Source organism: Mycobacterium sp. P7213 (assembly GCF_900604305.1).
Taxonomy (GTDB): Bacteria; Actinomycetota; Actinomycetes; order Mycobacteriales; family Mycobacteriaceae; genus Mycobacterium.
In genome coordinates this window covers 204,566-224,194 of the sequence record NZ_UWOA01000001.1, presented here as the reverse complement: position 1 = coordinate 224,194, position 19,629 = coordinate 204,566, and the positions used below count along the sequence as shown (strand labels likewise).

General features: G+C 68.9%; 21 protein-coding genes. 8 read left to right on the top strand and 13 right to left on the bottom strand.

Annotated features, from left to right (window positions below; translation table 11 throughout):
* Positions 1-75 precede the first annotated feature (75 nt).
* Positions 76-720: a TetR family transcriptional regulator AlkX gene (alkX, locus tag EJK91_RS01095; protein WP_046301870.1), complete on the bottom strand. Its 645-nt coding sequence runs from the start codon at positions 718-720 to the stop codon at positions 76-78.
* Between the two features lie 74 nt (positions 721-794).
* A complete protein-coding gene (locus tag EJK91_RS01090) occupies positions 795-2,012 on the bottom strand; it encodes an alkane 1-monooxygenase (protein WP_125078021.1) in 1,218 nt (405 codons plus the stop codon).
* Between the two features lie 166 nt (positions 2,013-2,178).
* Here EJK91_RS01090 and EJK91_RS01085 point away from each other — a divergent pair, with 166 nt between their 5' ends.
* The 4 genes from EJK91_RS01085 to EJK91_RS01070 are packed head-to-tail and all read left to right on the top strand — an operon-like array spanning position 2,179 to position 5,822.
* The gene (locus EJK91_RS01085) at positions 2,179-3,747 is read left to right on the top strand and encodes an adenylate/guanylate cyclase domain-containing protein (RefSeq protein WP_081654497.1); all 1,569 of its coding nucleotides are present in this window, start codon (positions 2,179-2,181) and stop codon (positions 3,745-3,747) included.
* Complete coding sequence (locus EJK91_RS01080; RefSeq protein ID WP_125078020.1) at positions 3,737-4,657, top strand: alpha/beta fold hydrolase; 921 nt, start codon at positions 3,737-3,739, stop codon at positions 4,655-4,657. The genes EJK91_RS01085 and EJK91_RS01080 overlap by 11 nt, the downstream gene beginning before the upstream one ends.
* Positions 4,654-5,049: a PaaI family thioesterase gene (locus EJK91_RS01075; protein WP_046300608.1), complete on the top strand. Its 396-nt coding sequence runs from the start codon at positions 4,654-4,656 to the stop codon at positions 5,047-5,049. Before EJK91_RS01080 ends, EJK91_RS01075 begins: the two co-directional genes overlap by 4 nt.
* An 8-nt stretch (positions 5,050-5,057) precedes the next feature.
* Positions 5,058-5,822, top strand: a complete 765-nt coding sequence (locus EJK91_RS01070) for an alpha/beta fold hydrolase (RefSeq protein ID WP_125078019.1) — start codon at positions 5,058-5,060, stop codon at positions 5,820-5,822.
* A 1-nt stretch (position 5,823) separates the two neighbouring features.
* Here EJK91_RS01070 and EJK91_RS01065 read toward each other — a convergent pair whose 3' ends face one another.
* Genes EJK91_RS01065 through EJK91_RS01040 form a run of 6 tightly spaced genes read right to left on the bottom strand, consistent with a single transcriptional unit; the run spans position 5,824 to position 12,137 of the window.
* Entirely contained in the window at positions 5,824-6,897 is a 1,074-nt protein-coding gene (locus EJK91_RS01065) for a type I-U CRISPR-associated protein Cas7 (RefSeq protein ID WP_024441447.1), read from the bottom strand.
* Positions 6,898-6,902: 5 nt separating this feature from the next.
* Complete coding sequence (locus EJK91_RS01060; protein ID WP_046300611.1) at positions 6,903-7,844, bottom strand: cation diffusion facilitator family transporter; 942 nt, start codon at positions 7,842-7,844, stop codon at positions 6,903-6,905.
* A 1-nt stretch (position 7,845) separates the two neighbouring features.
* Positions 7,846-9,099 carry a mannose-6-phosphate isomerase, class I gene (manA, locus tag EJK91_RS01055; protein ID WP_125078045.1) on the bottom strand — a complete coding sequence of 418 codons (1,254 nt, stop codon included), beginning with the start codon at positions 9,097-9,099 and terminating at the stop codon, positions 7,846-7,848.
* Between the two features lie 8 nt (positions 9,100-9,107).
* Positions 9,108-10,244 (bottom strand): TobH protein, encoded by a 1,137-nt coding sequence (locus EJK91_RS01050; RefSeq protein WP_125078018.1) that lies wholly within the window; start codon positions 10,242-10,244, stop codon positions 9,108-9,110.
* Positions 10,241-11,638, bottom strand: a complete 1,398-nt coding sequence (locus EJK91_RS01045) for a phosphomannomutase/phosphoglucomutase (protein WP_046300613.1) — start codon at positions 11,636-11,638, stop codon at positions 10,241-10,243. The genes EJK91_RS01050 and EJK91_RS01045 overlap by 4 nt, the downstream gene beginning before the upstream one ends.
* 58 nt (positions 11,639-11,696) lie before the next feature.
* On the bottom strand, positions 11,697-12,137 hold the full coding sequence (locus EJK91_RS01040; protein WP_081654487.1) for a DUF3499 domain-containing protein: 441 nt from the start codon (positions 12,135-12,137) through the stop codon (positions 11,697-11,699).
* Between the two features lie 93 nt (positions 12,138-12,230).
* Between EJK91_RS01040 and EJK91_RS01035 the strand changes: the two genes are divergently transcribed.
* Positions 12,231-12,683 (top strand): metallopeptidase family protein, encoded by a 453-nt coding sequence (locus EJK91_RS01035; protein ID WP_046285013.1) that lies wholly within the window; start codon positions 12,231-12,233, stop codon positions 12,681-12,683.
* 33 nt (positions 12,684-12,716) lie between these two features.
* Here EJK91_RS01035 and EJK91_RS01030 read toward each other — a convergent pair whose 3' ends face one another.
* Entirely contained in the window at positions 12,717-13,112 is a 396-nt protein-coding gene (locus EJK91_RS01030) for a WhiB family transcriptional regulator (protein WP_024441454.1), read from the bottom strand.
* A 345-nt stretch (positions 13,113-13,457) separates the two neighbouring features.
* Here EJK91_RS01030 and cofD point away from each other — a divergent pair, with 345 nt between their 5' ends.
* From cofD to EJK91_RS01010, 3 genes are read left to right on the top strand one after another with little or no spacing between them, the layout of a single operon-like run.
* Positions 13,458-14,465 carry a 2-phospho-L-lactate transferase gene (gene cofD, locus EJK91_RS01020; RefSeq protein WP_046300614.1) on the top strand — a complete coding sequence of 336 codons (1,008 nt, stop codon included), beginning with the start codon at positions 13,458-13,460 and terminating at the stop codon, positions 14,463-14,465.
* Positions 14,462-15,811 carry a coenzyme F420-0:L-glutamate ligase gene (locus tag EJK91_RS01015; RefSeq protein WP_125078044.1) on the top strand — a complete coding sequence of 450 codons (1,350 nt, stop codon included), beginning with the start codon at positions 14,462-14,464 and terminating at the stop codon, positions 15,809-15,811. The genes cofD and EJK91_RS01015 overlap by 4 nt, the downstream gene beginning before the upstream one ends.
* Positions 15,808-16,341, top strand: a complete 534-nt coding sequence (locus EJK91_RS01010) for an NUDIX hydrolase (protein WP_046300615.1) — start codon at positions 15,808-15,810, stop codon at positions 16,339-16,341. Before EJK91_RS01015 ends, EJK91_RS01010 begins: the two co-directional genes overlap by 4 nt.
* 10 nt (positions 16,342-16,351) lie before the next feature.
* Here the strand turns inward: EJK91_RS01010 and EJK91_RS01005 are convergent, their stop codons facing one another.
* From EJK91_RS01005 to rfbD, 4 genes are all read right to left on the bottom strand, one after another.
* On the bottom strand, positions 16,352-16,708 hold the full coding sequence (locus tag EJK91_RS01005) for a hypothetical protein (protein ID WP_046300616.1): 357 nt from the start codon (positions 16,706-16,708) through the stop codon (positions 16,352-16,354).
* Positions 16,709-16,796: 88 nt separating this feature from the next.
* Positions 16,797-17,870: a sugar phosphate nucleotidyltransferase gene (locus EJK91_RS01000; RefSeq protein WP_125078016.1), complete on the bottom strand. Its 1,074-nt coding sequence runs from the start codon at positions 17,868-17,870 to the stop codon at positions 16,797-16,799.
* On the bottom strand, positions 17,867-18,736 hold the full coding sequence (locus tag EJK91_RS00995) for a glycosyltransferase family 2 protein (protein ID WP_164517847.1): 870 nt from the start codon (positions 18,734-18,736) through the stop codon (positions 17,867-17,869). Before EJK91_RS00995 ends, EJK91_RS01000 begins: the two co-directional genes overlap by 4 nt.
* Before the next feature lie 28 nt (positions 18,737-18,764).
* Complete coding sequence (gene rfbD, locus EJK91_RS00990) at positions 18,765-19,622, bottom strand: dTDP-4-dehydrorhamnose reductase (protein ID WP_125078014.1); 858 nt, start codon at positions 19,620-19,622, stop codon at positions 18,765-18,767.
* Positions 19,623-19,629 lie beyond the last annotated feature (7 nt).

Below are 19,629 nucleotides of genomic sequence, written 5' to 3'. Positions count from 1 at the left end.
AGTACGCCCCCGTTAGGTTCGGTGAATTGGCTCCGCTACAAGCTACCGGCGCAGGCCGAAGTCTGCTCGGCCGGGTCAATCGGTCTCGGTCACACCGTAGGTCTCGACCGCGGGTGTGAATAGTCGGGCCAGGTCGGCGGCCACATCGTGATCGGCTTCCGGGGGCATCGAGACATAGCTGATGGCCAGCCGCACGACGGCCCGAGCCAGGATTCCGGCGTCGTCCTCGCTGACCTTGACCCAGCTGTGCATGAACGACGTGGTCAGCCGCGCCGAGCAGCGGGTGATGATGGGGCCGCTGTCGATGGTGATGATCTGCAGCAGATCCGGCTTGGCGGCGCCGGTCAGCAGCGAGATCACCAGCGGGTCGGCGGCCGACTCGGAGAAGAAGGACCGGAACCCCTCCAACAGCGCGGCGTGGATATCGCCGACGTTGTCGGACATCGCTCGTTCCACGGCGTCGACCAGGCGGTCGGCCAGCCTGATCGCATAGCCCTGCGCCAATCCCTGGCGCGAACCGAACTCGTTGTAGATGGTCTGCCGGCTGACGCCCGCCGCCGCGGCCACCGCGGCCAGCGTGATCGATGACCAGTCCCGGCGGGTCAGCAGTTCGCGCATCGCATCGAGCACCGAGTCACGTAGCAGCGCCCGGGATGCCTCGGCGTAGGGGATGCGCTTCACCAACGCGACGTTAGCGTGTGCCACACCGCCACTCCTCATCTCTGCGTTCTGCTCCGGCGCGGCGGATGCCGCATGCGAAACCGCCCGGTGGGCAGCGAACAGTTCGTAGGCGCTCATGCCGCCGCCGCCGCTTCGGCCGCCCCATACCGGGCCAGGATCTTCGCCCGCCGGCGCGGCGAGATGTTGACCCGGGTGATGTCGCCGCCGTAATGCGCCAGCACCCGGTGGTCCATCAGCCTGCGCCACAGCGGGGGGAAGTAGGTGAGCCCGATCAGCGACGCGTAGCCGCTGGGCAGGTTCGGCGCCCCGGCCATGCTGCGCAGCGTCTGGTAGCGCCGGGTGGGATTGGCGTGGTGGTCGCTGTGCCGCTGCAGGTGGTAGAGGAACAGGTTGGTCACCAGATGGTCGGAGTTCCAACTGTGCTCGGGAGTGCACCGCTCGTAGCGGCCGTTCGCGCGGGTCTGCCGCAGCAGACCGTAGTGCTCGATGTAGTTCACCGACTCCAGCAGCGAGAAGCCGTAGACGGCCTGAATGACGACGAACGGGATAAGCGCCGGGCCGAACACCGCGATCAACACTCCCCAGAGCACCACCGACATCAGCCAGGCATTGAGCACGTCGTTGGACAACCGCCACGGTCCCGTGCCCAACCGGCGTAACCGGGCGGCCTCCAGCTGCCAGGCCGAGCGAAGACCGCCGAAGACGGTGCGCGGCAGGAACTCCCAGAAGGTCTCGCCGAACCGGCCCGACGCCGGGTCCTCGGGGGTGGCAACCCGGACGTGGTGGCCGCGGTTGTGCTCGATGTAGAAGTGCCCGTAACAGACTTGGGCCAAGGTGATCTTGGAAAGCCAGCGTTCGAGCCGGTCCTTCTTGTGCCCGAGCTCATGCGCGGTGTTGATGCCGACCCCGCCCAGGGTGCCAACCGACAGTGCCAGCCCGATCTTGGCGAACCAGCTGAGAGACCCCTCGACTCCCAGCCAGTTCAGATCGGTGGCGGTGAACAGGTAGGCGCCCAGGACAAGGCTGGCGTACTGGCACGGAATGTAGGCGTAGGTGCAGTAGCGGTAGTACCGGTCATTCTCCAACTGCTCCATCACTTCGTCGGGCGGGTTCTGCCCGTCGGCGCCGAACCGCAGGTCCAGCGCCGGCAGCAGAACGTAAACCAGGATGGGCCCGATCCAGAACGGCAACTGCGCGGCCAGGTGCCAGCCGACCCGGTTCATCGCCCAGACCAACGGCAGCATCGTGAACATCACCGTGGGGGCGATCAGGCCCATCAACCACAGGTATCGCTTTTTGTCCCGCCACACCGCTGCGGTCTGGGTGCCCATCCACGCTCTCCTTGTGAGTTCGGCCACTGTCCGACTGGACATTACATGGACATAAGTCATCCGTCTAGACATTTGATACCGATTTGTACAAATAGCATGCCGCGCCGTGGCCGCGGAATCCGTATAACTTGGGTGCACAACGCACTCAGGGATGGGCACGACCGCGATGACGACTGCAGGTTCGGGCGCAGGCGCGCGGCCGCGTACCGCCGTCCGGGTCCGCGACTACGCGACCGGGCTGGCCTTCGCCCACCTGTTGACCAGTGCCGAGGCGATCGCGGTGGTGGTGTCACTCAACGGCGAAACGCCCCTGACCGACTCCACCCTGCTGTCGGCGCGAAACCTGGTGCTGGTGGCGGTACTGGTCACGCTGGGCACGCTGTCCGTCGTCGCCGCGGGCAGCGCCAGCATCGCGCCGTCCGTGCGCTGGTACACCACCGGAGCGCCACCCGACCCGGGGCAACGCCGCGCGGCCGTCAACATCCTGCGCCGGCAGTCGGTGATCGTGCTCGGAACCTGGCTGGTCGGCGGGGCGATCGGCATGGCCGCGATCCAATCCCACAACATGGGACTGATCGTGTTGCTCAGCACCATCATCGTGTTCGGGGGCACCGCGTCGCTGAGCACCAGCATGCTGTTCACCCAACGCACCTTCCGGCCGATCGTGGCCGCGGCCTGGCAGGGGTCCGACGTCCGTGCCACCGCCCCCGGCGTCTTGGCCCGGCTGGTGACCATGTGGTTCATCACCTGCGCGATGCCGTCGGCTGCCATCATCGCGCTCATCGTCTGCCGGCAGATGGGCTGGATCATCGACCCGGACTCGTCGGTGGAGATCCCGGTCCTGGTGCTGTGCGTGGTGGCGGTGCTGCTCGGGGTGCGCGCCATGATCCTGGTGTCCCGGTCGATCTCCGACCCGGTCGGCGAAGTCGTCAACGCGATGGCCCGGATCGAGCGCGGCGAGATGACCACATCCGTCGGGGTCTACGAACAGTCCGAGATCGGGCGGCTGCAAACCGGGTTCAATCGCATGGTGGCCGGTCTGGCCGAACGCGACCGGCTCCAGGACCTGTTCGGCCGCCACGTCGGCTCCGATGTCGCCCGACTGGCCGTCGAACAGGACCTCGCGCTCGCCGGCTCGGTTCAAGAGGCGGCGATCCTGTTCATCGATCTGGTGGGCTCCACCGAACTGGCGGCCACCCATCCGCCCGACGAGGTCGCCGGGGTGCTCAACGACTTCTTCCGCATCGTGGTGGACGCGGTCGACGCGCAGCGCGGTTCGATCAACAAATTTCAAGGCGATGCGGCGCTGGCGGTGTTCGGCGCTCCCGTCCCTTCCCAGGACGCTGCTGCGGCGGCGTTGGCCACCGCTCGCAGCCTGATCGCCCGACTTCGCCGGCTGCCATTGGTGGACTTCGGGATTGGGGTCTCGGCTGGCCCGGTGTTCGCCGGCAACATCGGCAGCGAAAACCGCTACGAGTACACGGTGGTCGGCGACGCCGTCAACGAGGCCGCGCGGCTGGCCGACCGCGCCAAGGCCGTCACGGCCCGGGTGTTGTGTTCGGCGACCGCGCTGGAACGCGCCGACCACGACGAGCGGGCGCGCTGGGCGCGCTACGGATCGGCGACCTTGCGCGGCCGCGCACAGCCCACCGAAATGTCGATGCCGATCACCGAGCCTGCGACCGGGGGTGACGCGGCTGCTGGGCACATGCCAGACTCCGAGCATGGCTTATGACATCGCCCGTCCTCAGATCGAGGGGAACATCGCCGTCGGCGAGGACCGTCAGCTCGGCTTCGCCGAATTCGGTGCCCCGCAGGGCCGGGCGATGTTCTGGTTGCATGGCACACCCGGCGCCCGCCGGCAGATTCCGGTCGAAGCCCGGCTGTATGCCGCCGAAGCCAACATCCGCCTGATCGGGGTGGACCGGCCCGGCATCGGTTCCTCGACCCCATTCCAGTACGAGACGGTTTCCCAGTTCGCCGACGACCTGCGCACCGTCGCCGACACGCTCGGGATCGACAAGATGGCGGTCATCGGGCTGTCCGGCGGCGGTCCCTACACGCTGGCGTGCGCCGCGGCCATGCCCAAGCGGGTGGTCGCGGCCGGCGTGCTGGGCGGTGTCGCCCCAGCGGTGGGCCCCGAAGCCATCGACAGCAACCTGATGCGGCTGGCCCGGCTCGCCGAGCCGGTGCTGGACCACGCCGGGCGACCGATCAGCTTGCTGGCCGCCGGCCTGATTCGGATGGTCCGGCCGGTGGCCTCGCCGGCGCTGGAACTCTACGCGCGGATCTCCCCGGAGGGCGACCGCGAGATGCTGTCTCGCCCGGAGTTCAAGGCCATGTTCCTCGACGACCTGCTCAACGGCTCCCGCAAGCAGCTCGCCGCGCCGATCGCGGACGCGATCCTGTTCGCCCGGCCCTGGGGCTTCCGGCTCGCCGACATCAAGGTGCCGGTGCACTGGTGGCACGGCGACGCCGACCACATCGTCCCGTTCTCCCACGGCAAACATGCGGTGGCGCTGCTTCCCGACGCCCGGCTCTACCCGATTCCCGGGGAAAGCCATCTGGCCGGACTGGGCCGCGCCGAAGAGATTCTGTGCACGCTGCTCCAGGCCTGGGACGAGGCGCGCGAGCCGACCCTGTGACCGCGCCGCAATCGATCCGGGAGTTGTTCGACCAACTCGGTCTGCGGGAGGTGCCGTCGGCCGACGGCACCCTGACGCTGCAGATGCCGGTCGACGAGCGTGTGGTCAACACCGCCGGCGGGCTGCAGGGCGGATTGATCGCCACCATGGCCGACGTGGCGGCCGGACAGCTCGCGGCGCGCAGCACCCAGTTCGGCAACGGCATCGCCACGACGGACCTGTTCATCCGCTACCTGCGGCCGATCAAGGCCGGACCGGCGCGGGCCGTCGCGTCCATCCTGCGTACCGGCCGGCGTTCGGTGGTGGCCCAAGTCGACATCTACCGAGGCGACGATGATCAGCTGGCCGCCACCGCGACGGTGAATTTCGCCGCCATCGAGCTACCTGGCTGAACGCGCTCATGTCGGTAGTGCTGGTGCACGGCAACCCGGAATCGGATGCGATCTGGGACCCACTGGTCGATGCCCTGGGCCGTCGAGATGTCGTGCGGTTGTCACCACCGGGCTTCGGCGCCCCACTGCCGCAACACTTCTCCGCAACCTACGTCGCCTACCGCGACTGGCTCGAACGTGAGCTCGAAGCCCTCGGCGGTCCCGGCGAGCCGATCGACCTCGTCGGACACGACTGGGGTGGCGTCCACGTCGTCAATCTGGCCATGCACCGCCCCGACCTGGTGCGTAGTTGGACCACCGACATCATCGGTGTGTTCGATCCGGACTATGCCTGGCCCGAGACCGCCCAGATCTGGCGGACCCCGGGAAAGGGTGAGCGGCTGGTCGCGAACATGCTCGGCGGGACAGTGGAAGACCGGACCGCGCTGTGGTCGGCCACGCTGCCGCCAGACATCGCCAGATCCATGGCGCAGGCACAGGGTCCGGAGATGGGCCGGGCAACCCTACTGCTGTATCGCTCGGTGGAAGGCCCCGGCGCGATGGCGCAAACCGGCGGAGGGCTGGAGCGCGCGCGTGCCCGGCCGGGCCTGTCCCTGCTGGCCACCGACGACCCCTACGTGGGATCCGAGGAGATCCGGCGACGCGCAGCGCACCAGGCGGGTGCCCGCACCGAAGTGCTCGACGGGCTTGGCCACTGGTGGATGACCGACGATCCGGTGCGTGGCGCGGCCGCGCTCACATCCTTCTGGGAATCGGTCGCCGAATCGCGGTGACTCAGTTCGGCGTGGTCAGCCGGCTTCCGAGGAAGTGCGGCAACCGAAACCGCCGAGGCGCATGCACGACCGGCGTGTCCTGCGACGCTCCGCCGTTCTGGGCGGCGGTGTAGGCCGCGGAGTTACCGGTGACACGCAGCACCTGGCCCCGCCAGCTGATGTCGGCCTCCCGGTAGGCCTCCACCAGAGCCCGCTCCAGCAGTTCGTCGGCCTCGGCGATCGACAGCGCGGCCAACTCCACGAAGTCCCCATCGCGGGCATCGAGTTTGAGCGTGGTGGGGCCGGTTTCCACCAGGTCACAGTTGGCCCGGATGCTCAGTTCGGCGTTCGAACGCGCCAACCCGGCCAGCGCGTAGGCGGCCAGCAGGACACGGCCCGCCTCGTCGCCGGCCGGACCGCAGTCGAAACGCAGCTGACGCAGCGCGGCGAAGCTGAGCACCTGGGTGCGAATAATCCGACTGCAGCACACTCCGCTGTCGGGCACCGCACGGGAATCCGCCGATACACCTTCGACGAGCACGCCGATGATCTCACCGGACAGCACTCCGCGGAAACGGCTTTGACCGGTGCCCAAAGCGGCGTCGATCGCACCGAAGATCAGACTGCCGGGGCTCAGTTCCAGCAGCGCGCGAGCGTTGTCCGGTGTGCTCTCGCGGGCCACGCGGTAGGCGGGGTGGGCGATCGCGGGCTTGCCGTCGATGGAGCCGGTGAGAAAGTGCCCGTCGAAAATGCGTTGCGGCAGTTCGAGATCGGTGTAGACCACCCGGCCGCCCTCGTAGGAGACCTCCATTCGCGGCACCCGGCTCAGCAGCGGATGCTGGGCGTGGATGCCTTGCAGGATCGCGGCTTCGACGCGCTGGACCTGGCTCTGGTTGTCATCGATGAGCACAGTGGCCGTCGGTTCCCCGTCGATCAGTCGGGTCTCGACCGCCGACGCTGAGCGCCCGGCACGGGGCGCCGGGCTGATCGCGGCGTGTGGTCCCCCGGCCGGCGCCAGCTCGGTGGACACCGTCAGCGTGCTGCCGCCGCCGGCCTGGCAGGCGGCCACCAGCTGTGGAAAGGAAAGTTTGGACAAAGCGATCAACCTTTCTGGTCCACCGAGTGTGGCACAGGCGTGCGGTCCAGGTCCGGCTCGAGATAGATGACCAGCGCCGCGGGTACAGCCGCACGGATATTGGCTTCGGCGGCGTCGATGGTGGCCGCGACGCCGGCCAAATCGAGGCTGCGAACCACTGCGATCTTGGCCCCCACCAGCATCTCTTCCGGGCCCAGGTACTGGGTGCGGATGTGGATCAGCCGGGTGACGTTCTCGGTGCCCTCCAGCGCCGCGCGAATGGCCTGATCCTCGGCGGCGGTGGCGCCCTCGCCGATCAGCAGGCTGTGCATCTCCACCATCAGGAATACGGCGACCACCCCCAGCAGCGCACTGATGCCCAGCGTTGCGACACCGTCCCACACCGGATTTCCGGTGACCGTGCTCAGTCCGACGCCGATCAGCGCCAGTGCCAGACCGATCAGCGCCGCGGTGTCCTCGAGCAGGACCACCGGAAGCTCCGGGTTGCGGGAGGTACGCAAGAAGCGCCACCAGCTAGCCTCACCTTTGAGCGGGCGCGACTCGCGCAGCGCGGTGCGAAAACTGTAGGTCTCCAAGCCGATAGCCACCAGCAGGATTGCGATCGCCACCACCGGCGAGCTCAGCTCGACCGGGTGACGCACCTTCTCGTAGCCCTCGTAGAGCGCGAACATCGAGCCCAGGCTGAACAGCACCAGTGCCACGACGAACGACCAGAAGTAGCGGCTGCGTCCGTGCCCGAAGGGATGCAGCGCGTCGGGTGCCTTGGCGGCGGCGCGCTGCCCGAACAGCAGCAGCGCCTGGTTGGAGGTGTCGACCACCGAGTGCACTGCCTCGGCGAGCATGGCGGCGCTACCGGTGATCAGGTAACCGGCGAACTTCGCCACCGCGATGCCGCCGTTGGCCGTCAAGGCCGCGATGATGGCCTTGGTGCTGCCCGAGGACGACACTCTAGAGGCCTATCGTCGCCCGGAACAGGGCGGCCGGTTTTTGGGCGAGCAACCGGATCGGCCCGTCGTCGCAGGGCACCCAGGCCGACTCGCCGCGGTGCAACGTCAGCGTCTTGGACTTGGCGTGCACGGTGATCACGCCCTCGGTGCACAGCAGAATCTGCGGACCGTCGTGGCGCGCGGGCGCGTCCACCTCGTGACCGAGGTGGCTGCCGTCGAGCGTCAGTCGCGACACCGCGAATTCCTCGGCGGGTGTGCGGTAGACCAGCTCGAGTCCCTCGGTATGGGTGGCCGGTCGCAGCGCCTCCTCCGTGGTGGGGGTGAAATCCAGCACCCGCAGCAGCTCGGGGACGTCGACGTGTTTGGGGGTCAGTCCGCCACGCAGCACGTTGTCGGAGTTGGCCATCACCTCCAGACCCACGCCATGCAGGTAGGTGTGCAGGTTTCCGGCCGAGACGAAGATGGCCTCTCCCGGCGCCAGGCTGATCCGGTTGAGCAGCAGCGAAGCCAGGACACCGGCATCCCCGGGATACCGCTCCCCCAGTTCGAGCACCGTCTTGGCCTCGGCAGAGAACTCGCCGGCCTCAGAACTGAGGTACTGGATGGCCCCTTCCAGCACCGCGGGCACCAACACGTCCAGATCAGGTTGGGGCGCGGTGATCCACGTGGTGAACAGCGCCCGCAGTCCGTCGGCGTCGGACTGCACATCGGATTGACCGTTGTCGGTCTGGCCGCCGAGCAGGTCGATGAACGGGTCCAGGTCGGATACCGCCAGCGCCCTCAGCAGCTCGATGGTGCGCGCCACCGGCCGGAATCCTGCCAGCGCCTCGAACGGCTGCAGCGCCACCAGAAGTTCGGGTTTGTGACTGGTGTCGCGGTAGTTGCGGATCGGCGAGGACACCGGGACCCCGAGCCGCTCCTCACGCTCGTAGCCCTCGATCGCCTGCATGGCACTGGGGTGGGCCTGCAGCGACAGCGGCTCGTCGGCGGCCAGCACCTTGACCAGAAACGGCAGCCGGTCACCGAAGCGCGCCTGAGCCACCGGGCCCAGCTGGCCCTCCGGGTCGTGAGTCAGGACGTTGAGCAACGACACCTCGCCGGTGTCGGTCTCCAGGCAGGCCGGGTCCCCCGGGTGTGCCCCCAGCCAAAGCTCGGCTTCGGGATGCGCCGCCGGAACGGGCCGACCGGTGAACTCGGCGATAGCAGTCCTCGAGCCCCAGGCGTAGGTCCGTATCGCACCGCGTAGCTGTTCCACTGTTCCCGTCAACCCCGCAAAAGTCTCACGTAGGCGGCGGCCATCTCCAACCGCACGGCCAGCACCGCAAGCTGCTGTTCGGCCCGGCCCGGACCGCTCGGCGACAGCTCCCCCGCCGGCACAGTCAGGCTCGCGGCTTCCGCCGAGGCACCCGGTGCCACCGGCACATCCCCGGCTGCGATCAGATCGACGTCGTGCAGGCCGTTGATTCGGGCCGCCACCACGGTGCGTTCGGCGGCCAACGTCAGGGCCAGTACTCGCAGCCGTCCGGCGGCCGGTCCGTCGATCTGCTCGTCGTGAAAGATGTCGGAGACGTCGCGGCCACCGGCGGCCTGCGCCCGCAGCACGCTCACCGCGTCGGCCAGCCCGGCCGCCGCTACCGTGGTCCGACCGATCCGCAGCATCGCCGCGCTGCCGTGCCGAGCCAGCGCCAGGGTCGCCGCGCAGTCGCCGGCCAACGCGACCTCGCGGCCCACGATGCGGTCCGCCAGCATCTTCGCCGGGTTGGTGAACAGCTCACGCGCGGCACTGTTGCGCAGCGCCTCGGCGTCGAGCTCGTCGGCCAGCACGGCCAAGTCGGTCGGTGCGGCCGCACCCTCCAGGGCATCCATGATGGCCAGCCCGGCGGCCAGGTAGCGCGGCAGACCGAACTCCGCCGAGACGGCGATCCGCGGTTCCAGCACGGCGACCCGGCCGGCGGTGGCGTCGCGCAGCGGCCCTTCGTAGGGCGCGACCACCACGACTCGCGCGCCGCGACGTACCCCGGCCGCGGCCGCGGCGACCAGCGCGGGATCGCCCGGATCGTCGCCGGCAACGATCAGGACGTCCAGCGATCCGATCCAGGACGGGGCCTCGGCGGCCAGCACCAGCGGTGCCCGCGCCGACTCGCCGCGGGTAGCGGCCAGCAGGCTCCCTGCCGTGGCCGCGGTGCCGCGGGTGGACAGCCAGATGATCGTCCGCGGCGGGTAGTCACGGCTCTCGCTGCGCACGGCATCCAGGGCACCCTCATCGACCGTCGCGGCGGTAGCGCGCACCTGTGCGCCGGCCATCGATGCGGCCCACAGTGCGCCGTCACGGTCAGCCGCCAGCAGAGCCTCGGTGTCATCGAGGTCGACGGTGGAGAAGGAGCCGGAGAACGCGGTCACGGACGCGACTTCTCCGCAGCGGTGATCTGTTCGGAGACTTGGGCCACCACCGCGTCCACCGCGGCGGCGTCGGGCGCCTCGACGTTGAGCCGCAGCAGCGGCTCGGTGTTGGAGCTGCGCAGGTTGAACCAGCTGCCCGAACCCAGCTCGACGGTCACGCCGTCGAGGTGGTCCACCGACGACACCTGGTCACCGAACGACCCGACCACCGCGTCCACGCAGTCCTGCGCATCGGAGACGGTGAAGTTGATCTCGCCGGACGCCGCGTAGCGCTGGTAGTCGGCGGTCAGCTCCGACAACGGCCGCTGCTGTTCGCCGAGCGCGGCCAGTACGTGCAGGGCCGCCAGCATGCCCGAGTCGGCGCCCCAGAATTCCCGGAAGTAGTAGTGCGCCGAGTGCTCCCCGCCGAAGATGGCCCCGGTCTCGGCCATCAGCGCCTTGATGTAGGAGTGTCCGACCCGCGACCGCAGCGGGGTGCCGCCGCGCTCGCTGACCAGTTCGGGCACGGCATGCGAGGTGATCAGGTTGTGGATCACCGTCGCACCGGGCTCGCGGGCCAATTCACGGGCCGCGACCAGGCCGGTCACCGCCGACGGCGACACCGGCTCGCCGCGCTCGTCGACCACGAAGCACCGGTCGGCGTCGCCGTCGAAGGCCAGTCCGATGTCGGCGCCGCTCTCGCGCACGAACGTCTGCAGATCAACGAGGTTGGCCGGATCCAGCGGGTTGGCCTCGTGGTTGGGAAAGTTGCCGTCCAACTCGAAGTACAGCGGCAGCAGTGTGATACCCCCGACCGAGCCGAACACCGCCGGGGCGGTGTGGCCGGCCATCCCGTTGCCGGCGTCGACGGCCACACGCAGCGGCCGCAGGCCGGAGATGTCGACCAGCGAGTGCAGGAATGCCGCATAGTCGGCGAGCACGTCACGGTCGGTGATGCTGCCGCGCGATTCTTGGCCGTCGCCAGCCGAATCGACGCCGGCGATCAGCTCATCGCGGATCCGGCCCAGGCCGCTGTCAGCGCCCACCGGCTTGGCACCGGCCCGGCAGAGCTTGATGCCGTTGTAGGCCGCCGGGTTGTGGCTGGCGGTGAACATCGCACCCGGGCAGTCCAGCGCCCCGGAGGCGAAATAGAGCTGGTCGGTCGACGCCAGCCCGATCCGGACCACATCCAGGCCGCGGGCGATCACGCCTTCGGCGAACGCCGCAGACAGCAGTGGCGAACTGTCCCGCATGTCGTGGCCGATCACCACCTGGCGGGCGCCTTCCTCGGCCATCAGCCGGGCAAACGAGGACCCGACCTCAGTGACGAGGGATTCATCGATCTCCGAACCGACCAGGCCGCGTACGTCGTACGCCTTGATCACACGGTGGACAGCCGCAGCGGGCCGAGACATGGACAGGGCTCCTGACGCAGTGGACTCTTGACGCTCAAGCCTAGCCCGGAACCCGCGATCAGTCCGAAGGGTCTGGCAACACACGCAGGTGGCCACGGCGCCGGCCATTGGTCTTGCCCGGCGCACCGGGCGGTGCCAGCACACCACCACCAGGTCCGGCGGTGGGCGCTCCGCGGGTCGGGGAGTCGATCGGATTGGCCTGGGGGTACCACCCGTTTGCCGGGGCCGCCCGCCCGGATTCGCGCTCGCGAACCGCCTCGGCAAGCGCGATCAGATCATCCTCTTCAGGCGATACCCACGGGCCGGGGTGGCGGACCAGTTCCCAACCGCGCGGGGCGGTGATCCGGCCTGCGTGACTGAAGCACAAGTCCCAGGAATGCGGTTCAGCGGCAGTCGCCAGCGGGCCGACCACGGCGGTGGAGTCCGAGTAGACGAACGTCAGCGTCGCCACCGCATAGTGCGGACACCCTGGCCGGCAGCAACGGCGGGGAACGTTCACGCCCGTGAGGCTATCGTGGCCGCGCGCCCCCGCGGCGCCGGACACGCGCAAGGCGCCGGCACCCTATGCACAACCGTTACCATCTTCTGCGTGATCGCCACGCGTCGCCGCTGGCGCGGCCGCGAAACCCGCGGGCCGCTGTTGCCGCCCACCGTTCCAGGCTGGCGCACCCGCGCCGAACGGTTCGACATGGCGGTGCTGGAGGCCTACGAGCCCATCGAGCAACGGTGGAAGCAACGGCTGACGGCGCTCGATGTCGCGGTCGATGAGATCCCGCGGATCGCCGCCAAGGACCCCGACAGTGTGCAGTGGCCCCCAGAAGTGGTCGCGGACGGGCCAATTCCGCTGGCCCGTTTGATTCCCGCCGGGGTGGATGTGCGGGGAAATCCGACACGCGCCCGAATCTTGCTGTTCCGCAAGCCGATCGAGCAACGCGCAAACGACAGCACAGAGCTCGGTGATTTATTGCACGAGATCTTGGTGGCCCAAGTCGCCACCTATTTGGATGTCGAGCCCACCGTCATCGACCCGACGATCGACGACTAGGACCGATCGGTCACACGCGTCGCAGAGCGGGAATCAGATGATGCCGCGCTTGAGGCGGCGGCGCTCACGCTCGGAAAGCCCGCCCCAGATACCGAAACGCTCGTCGTGCGCCAAGGCGTACTCCAGGCACTCGCTGCGAACCGAGCATCGCTGGCAGATCTTCTTGGCCTCGCGAGTCGAACCGCCCTTCTCCGGAAAGAACGCCTCGGGGTCGGTCTGCGAGCACAGGGCGCGGTCCTGCCACTGCTCATTGGTGGCCGTCGCGGGGTCGAACGGGTCGAACTCGTCGTAGTCCTCCGGCTCGGGAACCAGACTCAGATGTGGTCGACTGGGCATCGCCTCCAGCCCGCTCGGCCCAGCCATTTCAGCCATTTCGGCACCGGCGTGCGATGCTCCTCCCATCACGCCCCAAAGGTGCTCATAGGACATGCTCCGCCTCCTCACCTGTAGCGCGATCCTGATATGTCGGCCGAATCCAAGATTTGGACCATCTCGATTCGAACATGTGATCGAATCTCGGTCTGCGGCACCGAAATCGGCTGGCCAACCGGGAAATGACACTAGTGTGATTAGACACGGGTTGATCAGCCCGGTCAAGCTGATTGGCCAAATTCCTTACCATCTCGTGATCGATTTCCAACGTGTCCGAGACCGGCGAGTCCCTGTCATCTACCCCACACCCGCGTCTCGGCGTGTCTTACCGTGCCCCCGATGCAGCGACGACGGCGGTCCGCCACACCGGCGGCAGCGGCGCCAAAGGTACTGTCGTGCGCTGTGAAGGTCACCGTTCTCGTCGGAGGGGTCGGCGGCGCCCGATTCCTGCTCGGCGTCCAGAAACTACTGGGTCTGGGCCAATTCGCCGAATCCCCGGCTGACAACGGGGCCGAGGCGCACGAGCTGACCGCGATCGTCAACGTCGGCGACGATGCCTGGATGCACGGTGTGCGCATCTGCCCCGATCTGGACACCTGCATGTACACCCTGGGCGGCGGCGTGGATGCCGAACGCGGCTGGGGGCATCGCGACGAAACCTGGCATGCCATGGAGGAGTTGGGCCGCTACGGAATGCAGCCCGACTGGTTCGGTCTCGGCGACCGCGACCTGGCCACCCACCTGGTCCGCACCCAGTCGCTGCGCGCCGGTTACCCGCTGACCGAGGTGACTTCGGCGCTGTGCGAGCGCTGGCAGCCCGGCGCGCGACTGCTGCCGGTCACCAACGACAGTTGCGAAACCCACGTCGTCATCACCGATCCGGCCGACAACACCCAGCGCGCGATCCACTTCCAGGAGTGGTGGGTGCGCTACCGTGCCCAAGTTCCCACCCACGGGTTCGGCTTCGTGGGCGCAGAGAAGGCCACCGCCACAACCGAAGTCGTCGACGCCATCGCCGGCGCCGACATCGTGCTGCTGGCCCCCTCGAATCCGGTGGTCAGCATCGGCGCCATCCTGGCCGTTCCGGGTGTCCGCGCGGCCCTGCGCTCCACGGCGGCACCGGTCGTCGGCTACTCCCCGATCATCGCCGGAAAGCCGTTGCGCGGTATGGCCGATGTCTGCCTGAGCGTGATCGGCTTGGACTCCACCTCCCGAGCCGTCGGCGAGCACTACGGCGCCCGCAGCGGCACCGGGATCTTGGACTACTGGCTGGTGCACGAGGGCGAGTCCCCCGACACACCCGACATCGCCGGCGTCACCGTTCGCGCCGCCCCGCTGTTGATGACCGATCCGGCGGCCACGGCCCAAATGGTCCGCACCGGACTGGAGCTAGCGGGGGTGTCACCATAAAGGGGCAGGGCGAGCACGGCAGCGCCGCCAAGGTCGAGATCCTGCCGGTGACCGGATTGGGCGAGTTCCGGCCCGGCGACGATCTCGCTTCCATGCTGGCCCAGGCCGCACCGTGGCTGGCCGACGGCGACATCGTGGTCGTCACCAGCAAGGTGGTGTCCAAGTGCGAGGGCCGCATCGTGCCGGCGCCGCACGACGCCGAGGCGCGTGATGCGCTGCGCCGCCAACTGGTCGAGGCCGAGGCGGTACGCGTACTGGCCCGCAAGGGCCGCACCTGGATCACCGAGAACCGCCTGGGACTGGTGCAGGCGGCCGCCGGTGTGGACGGCTCCAACGTCGGCTCCGACGAACTCGCGCTGTTGCCGGTCGATCCCGACGGCAGCGCCGCCGCGTTGCGCGCCGGACTGGCCGAGCGTCTGGGCGTCAGCGTGGCGGTGCTGATCACCGACACCATGGGCCGGGCCTGGCGCAACGGCCAGATCGACGTCGCGATCGGCGCGTCGGGCTTGTCGGTGCTCAACGGCTACGCCGGGTCAGTCGACCGACACGGCAACGAATTGGTGGTCACCGAAGTCGCCGTCGCTGACGAACTCGCCGCGGCTGCCGACCTGGTGAAGGGCAAGCTCACCGATATTCCGGTGGCGGTGGTGCGTGGCGTCAGCAGCCCCGACAACGGTTCCACCGCAGCAGCACTGGTGCGTTCCGGCTCCGAGGACCTGTTCTGGCTCGGGACCGCCGAGGCCATCGAGGCGGGACGCGGGCAGGCTCAGCTGCTGCGCCGCTCCGTGCGCCGGTTCGCCGGGGAACCCGTTCCGGCGCAACTGATCACTGATGCCATGGCCGAGGCCCTGACCGCCCCGGCACCGCATCACACCCGCCCGGTCCGGTTCGTGTGGCTGCAGACTCCGAGCGTGCGCACTCGGCTGCTCGATGCCATGGCACAGCAGTGGCGATCCGACTTGGCCGGCGACGGCAGATCGCCTGAGTCCATTGACGCCCGGGTCTCGCGTGGCCAGATCCTTTATGACGCACCCGAAGTCGTCATCCCGATGATGGTGCCCGACGGCGCCCACCACTATCCGGACGCCGCCCGCACCGCCGCCGAGCACACCATGTTCACGGTCGCCGTCGGTGCTGCCGTCCAAGGCCTGTTGGTGGCGCTGGCGGTCCGTGGCGTAGGCAGCTGCTGGATCGGTTCGACCATCTTCACCCCCGAGTTGGTCCGCACCGAACTGGATCTGCCGCCCGACTGGGAACCCCTGGGCGCCATCGCGATCGGCTACCCCACCGAGCCGCCCGAACCCCGCGAACCGGCCGACATCGGCGACCTGCTGGTGCGGCGATGAGTCTGCACGAGTCCGCTGTAGCGGCACTGAGTGGTTGGACCGCACCAGATTCCGCGCAAGATTCGCTCCGGCATGCGGTGCTGGCGTTTCTGGCGGCCCGCCCCGACGCGTGCCGGCGCGAATGCGTTCCCGGCCACATCACCGCTTCCACCCTGGTGCTCGACCACACCGGTGAGCACGCGTTACTCACGCTGCACCCGCGGGTGGGCCGCTGGCTGCAGCTCGGAGGTCATTGCGAGGACACCGACGCCGACATCCGCGCAGCCGCGCTGCGCGAGGCCACCGAGGAATCCGGCATCACCGGCCTGCGACTGGATCCGGCGCTGGCGGCCGTGCACGTGCATCCGGTGACCTGCTCACTGGGTGTGCCGACCCGGCACCTGGACCTGCAATTCGTGGCGCACGCGCCCACGAACGCACAGATCGGGATCAGCGACGAGTCGCTTGCGCTGCGCTGGTGGCCGGTCGACGGCCTACCGCCGGACGCCGACGACGCCCTGGCGCATCTGGTGGCGCGGGCCGTCGGATAGGCCCCCGGGCTCACTGGGAGTCGTTTACCCGCGTCCAGGGTTGGCAGTTCTGTGACTCGAAGGCCTTGACCGTGACGGGAATGCTCGCGTACATCGGGCCGATTGACGTGTTCGTCTGGACCACATGGTCCTTGGCGGCGTCGGGTGTGCTGTAGGTGAACCAGGAACACATCGATTCCTGGGTCGGCACGTTGTTGATCCACACGCCGAAAGCCGAACCCGACCCACCGGTGTGATAGAGGCCCGGTGCGATGTCGGTTCCGACCTGAAAGACCCCGTTACCGGGAATCGGGTCCAGCGGGTCTGCAGCGGCCGGCGCCGCCATGGCGACTGCGGCCAGGCACCCGACGAAGGCTCTGGTGAACATGGTTATGACTATCCACCGTTGACTCGGCGTCCATGGCGAAAAGCGCGAGATGGGTGCGCCTTTGGCGCAGAGTCAGCGCGAAACCGGCTCAGACGTCGCTGGAGTAGCGAATCCCGCAGTCCGGGATCGACACCCCGGGCCACACCCGGGCCCCACGCAGCAATTCGCAGCGCGCCCCGATGTCGGCGCCGTCGCCGATCACCCCGTCGCGGATCAACGCCCGCGGCCCGATGCGAGCGCCGAAGCCGATGATCGATCGTTCGATCACGCACCCGGCCTCGACTTTCACCCCGTCGAAGATCACCGCGCCATCGAGGCGGGCGCCCGGGCCGATCTCAGCACCCCGGCCCACGACGGTCCCGCCGATCAGCACCGCACCGGGCGCCACCGAGGCACCGTCGTGCACCAGTGCCTCACCGCGCTTGCCACCCAGCGCCGGTGACGGCGCGATGCCCCGCACCAGGTCCGCCGAACCGCGTACGAAATCCTCCGGTGTGCCCATGTCGCGCCAATAGCTGGTGTCGACGTAGCCGCAGACCAACACGGCGTCGGCCAGCAGCGCGGGAAACACCTCGCGCTCCACCGAAACCGGGCGGCCGCGCGGGATGCGGTCGATGACGCCGCGGGAGAGCACGTAGCAACCGGCGTTGATCTGGTCGGTCGGCGGGTCTTCGGTCTTCTCCAGGAATGCGGTGACCCGCCCGTCGTCGGTGGGCACGCAACCGAAGGCCCGCGGGTCGCCGACACGCACCAGGTGCAGGGTGGCCTCGGCGCCCTGCTCCCGGTGGTAGTCGTGCAGTTCGGTCAGATCAGCCCCGGACAGCACATCACCGTTGAACACCATCGCGGTGTCATGGCGCAGCTTGGGCGCGACGTTGGCGATACCGCCGCCGGTGCCCAGCGGCTCATCCTCGGTCACGTAGTCGATCTGCAGGCCCAGCGCCGAGCCGTCGCCGAATTCCTCGGCGAACACCTCTGGCTTATACGACGTGCTGAGGATGACGTGCTCGATGCCGGCGGCAGCGATCCGTGACAGCAGGTGCGTCAGGAAGGGCAGACCCGCGGTCGGCAGCATCGGCTTGGGGGCCGACAGCGTCAGCGGCCGCAGCCGGGTGCCCTTGCCGCCGACGAGGACCACCGCATCGAGTTGGCTCAGTGTCACGGGTGTCCCTTCGTCAATTTGCGGCGGGCGTTGCGCACCGCCAGGTGTGAGCGCACCGCCAGCGCGCCGCGAATGCTCCAGCGCAACGGGGCCCGCCACCAGCCGGTGTGCCGGTCGGCGAGGTAGGTGTAGGTGCTGCGATGGTGCGCGGCCAGGTTGCGTGCGGGGTCCTTGCCGGTGGCGTGACCCTTCTGGTGCAACACCTCGGCCGTGGGCACGTAGACGTTGAGCCAACCGGCCTTGGCCAGCCGGTCGCCCAAGTCGACGTCCTCCATATAGAGGAAGTAGCGCTCGTCGAAGCCGCCGACCGCGTCGAACGCGGCCCGGCGCACCAGCAGGCAGGCGCCCGAGAGCCACCCGACCGGCCGTTCGCTGGGCTCCAGCCGTTCCTGCCGATAGGCGCGGGTCCACGGATTGTTGGGCCACACCGGACCGACCACCGCGTGCATGCCGCCGCGGATCAGGCTGGGCAGGTGGCGCGCCGAGGGATACACCGAACCGTCCGGCTCCCGGATCAACGGTCCCAGCGTCGCCGCCTGCGGCCACCGGGCCGCCGCATCCAGCAGGGCCTCGATGCTGCCCGGACCCCACTGCACATCGGGGTTGGCCACGATCAGAAATTCGCTGCGCTCGCCGCCCTCGGCGTCCAGCAGAGCCACCCCGGCGTTGACCGCTCCGCCGTAGCCCAGGTTGGCCCCGGTATGCAGCAACTGCACGTTGGGATAGCGCTGCTCGGCCTCCTCCGGCGAGCCGTCGGTGGATCCGTTGTCGGCCATCACCACCCGCACCGGACGGTCGGTCGCCAGCGCCAGCGACGCCAGGAATCGGTCCAGATGCCATCCCGGCGAATAGGTCACCGTCACCACCGGTAGGGCCTCACTCACGGCCTAGAGGTTATCTGGCCACGGCGGCGGACAGTGCATCGCTCCACCGGCGCAGCGGTGCCAGGCCGGCCCGCGCCGACTCGTCGCCCGACAACGCGGAGTAAGCGGGACGGGCCGCCGGGCGCGGATGTACGGCACTGCTGACCGGGTGCACCCGGTCCGGATCGGCGCCGACCGCGGCGAACACCGCGCGGGCCTGTTCGTAGCGGCTCGCGGCACCGGCGTTGGCGGCATGCAACACCCGAGCGCCCGGCGGCGAGGACGTCAGCGCCAGCAGTGCGTCGACGAGATCGCCGACATAGGTCGGGGATCCGATCTGGTCGTCGACCACCTCCACGTCCGCGCCGCCCGCAGCCCGCTCGCGCATCACCGCGACGAAGTCCGAACCACCGGCGGCACCGGTGTAGACCCAGGCGGTGCGCACCACCAGGGCGTCCGGTGAAGCGGCCAGTACCGCGTTCTCACCGGCCAGTTTGGTGCTGCCGTAGACCGACAGTGGCCGGGTGGCGTCTGCCGGTTCGTACGGGCGCGGCGGGTTATCGCCGAAGTCGCCGTCGAAGACGTAGTCGGTGGAGATGTGGATCAGCCGCGCGCCGGCCCGAGTACAGGCGGTCGCAAGGTGGCCCGGTCCGGTCGCGTTGACGGCGTGGGCCCGCTCGGCATCGGTCTCGGCGGCGTCGACTTGGGTGTAGGCCGCACAGTTGATCAGCACGTCGTCGGGCCGCAGGTCCACGGCGTCCACGGCGGCGCCGTCGGTGATGTCGCATTGCGCCGATGTCAGGGCCAGCACGTCATGACCGGTCTCGGCGGCGCGTTTCGCCAGGAAAGTGCCGACTTGGCCGCCTGCGCCGGTGATCACAATCCGCATGAGCGTC